Genomic DNA, 3,336 nt, shown 5'->3' with positions numbered 1-3,336 from the left:
TGAACACGAAAGTGTTCAAAATTAATTAGCAAAAGGTGTTCAATTTTACTTGACGGTTACAAACGGTTTACGGAACTGATCTCCCATCAACACATCTTCTCTCCTTTTACCAAAGGAATGCCTGTTGGCCTATATGGGGGTTACTATCATGAATCTAATAATAAGGTCATAACAATCCTGAGTGGATTACCTTGGATCAATACCAGACTAAAACGTATTGAGGCAATTATTGAAGGGAACCGAAACAAGATCGAGAGTGTTCTATCCAGCCAATCTGAAATTCAGTATGTTTCTTCTGTATCTAAGATTTCAGATAAACTTCGTATGCCTACAAAGTCTTCTTCGACTCCAAAGCGTTCTCTTGCTGACATTGTATCTAAATATAAACTAGATAAATAACAAAATTGGGATACCTTTTATTGGTATCCCTCATTTATTTAATATCATATGCCATGTTTCCTCCATTGAGGGAGCTCTTATAACTTAATCGTGATCCTACAAAAACATACAAGATGATACAACATCATAAATGATCTTGTTTGGTATTAAATGTGGGTCAGATCAATTTTGGACAGTGTGACTGATAAACTAAGCAATCTTACAAGTCATCATCAGATTCGTAAAACCAAAAGACCTTTCATTTTTATAAAAAAGTTTGACTAGTGTCATTATCCCTCTCCCTACTACGCTTGATAGGTGGCTTTAGAGGTTGCTTTAAATCAAGTTATACATAATATCAATCGAGACCATAAAATGAATTACAGGACATTCCAGAGGGCTGAAATAGAAAAAGCCATTAGTTTATGTAGCAAGGAGGACAATAGCCGTAGAACAAGAATTTGGTTGGCGCTTGTAAACTTTCGGATTTAAGCGCGTCATTCCGACTGCTGAATGTATAACCCCCGTAAATTTTGTCACTCATTCAGGAGTCAGACCAAAATATCCGAAATTCAAGACAAGTATTTCATCAAAATGTTCGTAAATAAACAAAAAAGCAGCCTGTCATTACGACAGGCTGCTATCCCCATATAACTGATCAATTGTTTCTTTGTTAATGAACTCCTTCATTGTAAACCAATTGTATACCTCATAGCCGTTGTTCATGATCTTATTTACACCAAACTTCTCACATATCTCAAAAAACTGCTCTCTGTCCTCAAATTTACCATCACGATCATAAATCAACTTCGCCATATGAATCATGCCGCTGCGCTGAATATTCTTTACTGTGAAATTAGGAATGTTCAACAGTTCTTCATCGCTAATTGTTGAAAGTCGACCATAAATTACATGAGTATTTACCTGCTCAACGTGGACATTCTTCGTATTGGCTGGTTTTATCAAATATCCAGTTTCAATAAGTGTACTTGTATGGTTTGTGTTTCGTGAAGTAGGAGCAATGTTACCGTTCTTCTTATAATAATCAGTTTGCATCGCTGCTTCTTTTAACAATCTGAGTGTCTGATCTGAAACTGAAATTTTTCTTAGTTCTCCATTTTCATTGGTTAATGTAACGCTCTTCTCATCAAAATTAACATCACTGAATCTAAGGTTTCTTAGTTCTGAAACCTCTTTTCCTCCAGCACCTTCAAAAAGTAATGCAATAATTACTGAATCTTGAGCGTTTAAACATTTAGAGATAATCTCATCAATCTCATCTTTAGAAAAGAACAATTTCTTGGTTCTATCCACGAACTGCTTTTCCCACTCAACATCAACAACATCTAATGGGTTAATATTGTTTGATCTACGGTGGATGGCCCAATCAATATAAGCCTTAATAATCGATACAGCACTCTTTACTGATGCAAGCGAAGATGGATTCATTGATTTAAGTATTTCTCCGACTTGTTTCAAATTAAACTCATACAAATCAATGTCATGCATTTCTTCAACAGTAGCACTATAATAAAAAATTCTTCTATAAATGTTATGGGTTTTCTCTGGATATTTAGATATAAACTCTTCTTTCAATTTCCTGTTATAAATCTCAATCTCGTTTAAATAAGCATTAGACATTCGTATTCACCTCTTTTGAAACCAATTCATTAATAAAGTTTCTAACTTTCCTTTTTGGATTTGTGGTAATACTTCCAGCATCATCTAATATTCCAAGCTCTCGCCACACTGTATTTTGTCTTTCAAAATTAACGTCATCTAAAATGTCTTTAACTTTACTAATATTTAACCCTCTTTCTTGCATCTTCTTAGCTAATAAAATGTACCCATCAAACATAAAGTTCGCATTTATGATTGATGTCTTTCGTACTTCTCCAATATTGGATACAAATGCTTCAGGATACGACATGAACAATGTGTCAAAAAACCTAGATAAGTACTGTCCAGTTTGTAGCGCTTCAATACGATTAGATGGGTTATAATGCTCATCAATTGCATCTATTAACACTTTGGAACTAACTAAATGATCAGCTGATGTAAAGATCTTTTCAGACGAAGAAATCTTACCATTTAAGAATTCACATTTGTCTTTTAACTCTTCAAATGCTACTGTCGCCATGCTGCTCAAATTAGTCTCTTTAAGTCTAGATTCTGAAATAGGATTTACTTTATTGATTTGGTTGAAGTATTTAATGGCCCTTCTTGTGCTGTAATTCAATATCTTAAGATCAAATACAGTATCCAAGGTTTCGTCTTCTGTTAGGGATTTAACTATTCCTGAGATACGATGGTAACCATCAAGAATGTTAAGTTGAGTCCCTTTTGTAATAGTTAAAGACTTATTTTTATGGTCATATACAAGCTCTTCGCCACTATCTGAAGTATTGGCTAATGCATTAAATGTGATTGTGGTTGTTTCTAGATCTCCAGTTTTCAAAAGTTCAGCGATTTCCTGAACACTCTTTTGATTCGTTTTGGGCTTCAGAACAATCTGATCATCTTTATCCTTTTCTACACGAGCTTCCCTTTGTGTCTCAAAATTATAGGTTAACAAATTGGAATCCATTAACTTTTTAACTTCTTGGGCAGTAATTGTAGTTGAAAAATTAGAATCACGAACGAATGTTACATTTGAAAAAGTATAAGGCAGAGTAATTCTATTTTCATCAATTGCCACTTCAAATGACTGACAGTTTTTAATTTCTTGTTGTGTAAAAAAGTTTTCAGGATTTGTAGCTTCTCGCTTTGTTGCATTAAAAAGTTTAGTTGCTAATAAGCATAGAACGCTAATCGATAAATCACTCAAAGGCGTTCTACCTGCTATGATATACTGGGTCTCTCCTGCTTCAATTCCATGCACTGATAATTCTTTTTTTAATTTATTAATTAGTTTACGATCATTACTAATATTATTTAATTCAGCTGATAACTTTTCCT

The 3,336-nt window shown here is 33.8% G+C and carries 2 protein-coding genes; both read right to left on the bottom strand.

Going from position 1 to position 3,336, the window contains the following annotated elements; translation table 11 throughout:
* Positions 1 to 1,005: 1,005 nt before the first annotated feature.
* Positions 1,006 to 2,019, bottom strand: a complete 1,014-nt coding sequence (locus ADS79_RS14450; RefSeq protein WP_049739144.1) for a site-specific integrase — start codon at positions 2,017 to 2,019, stop codon at positions 1,006 to 1,008.
* Positions 2,012 to 3,336: DNA sulfur modification protein DndB (locus ADS79_RS14445; protein ID WP_049739143.1), on the bottom strand; the 1,325-nt coding region annotated here is incomplete at its 5' end. The genes ADS79_RS14445 and ADS79_RS14450, both read right to left, overlap by 8 nt.

It is taken from the genome of Brevibacillus reuszeri (assembly GCF_001187725.1).
In the GTDB taxonomy this organism is placed as follows: domain Bacteria; phylum Bacillota; class Bacilli; order Brevibacillales; family Brevibacillaceae; genus Brevibacillus; species Brevibacillus reuszeri.
The sequence above is the reverse complement of the archived record's forward strand: the minus strand, read 5'-3'. Positions and strand labels throughout refer to the sequence as shown.